Annotated in this window: 1 protein-coding gene; it reads right to left on the bottom strand. The window is 63.8% G+C overall.

Annotated features, from left to right (window positions below; genetic code table 11):
• The coding region (locus I55_RS37040) for a hypothetical protein (protein WP_044561132.1) at positions 1-287 on the bottom strand (287 nt) is incomplete at both ends.

Here is a 287-nt window from a genome sequence, read left to right as displayed (position 1 = left end):
ATCTCCACGTCCAGGGTGGTGATCTGGCCATCCACCGGCGCCCGCACCACCAGGCTGTCCAGGTTCTTGCGCGCCATGGCCAGGTTCTCTTCCAGCCGGCGGGTGCTGTCCTGCATCTCGGTGTACTGGCTGGCGCGCATCTTGTCAGTGGTGCGCATGGTCTCCAGCGTCAGCTCACGCCGGCGCTCATACCATTTGATCTGGTCGCGGATGATGTCGATGTCGCGTTGCGAGGACGCGCCCGTCTTGATCAGCGCGGTCTTGCGCTCCAGGTCCTTGGACAACCA

Origin of the sequence: Azospirillum sp. B4, assembly GCF_000333275.1 — a bacterium.
Taxonomy (GTDB): domain Bacteria; phylum Pseudomonadota; class Alphaproteobacteria; order Azospirillales; family Azospirillaceae; genus Nitrospirillum.
The sequence above is the reverse complement of the archived record's forward strand: the minus strand, read 5'-3'. Positions and strand labels throughout refer to the sequence as shown.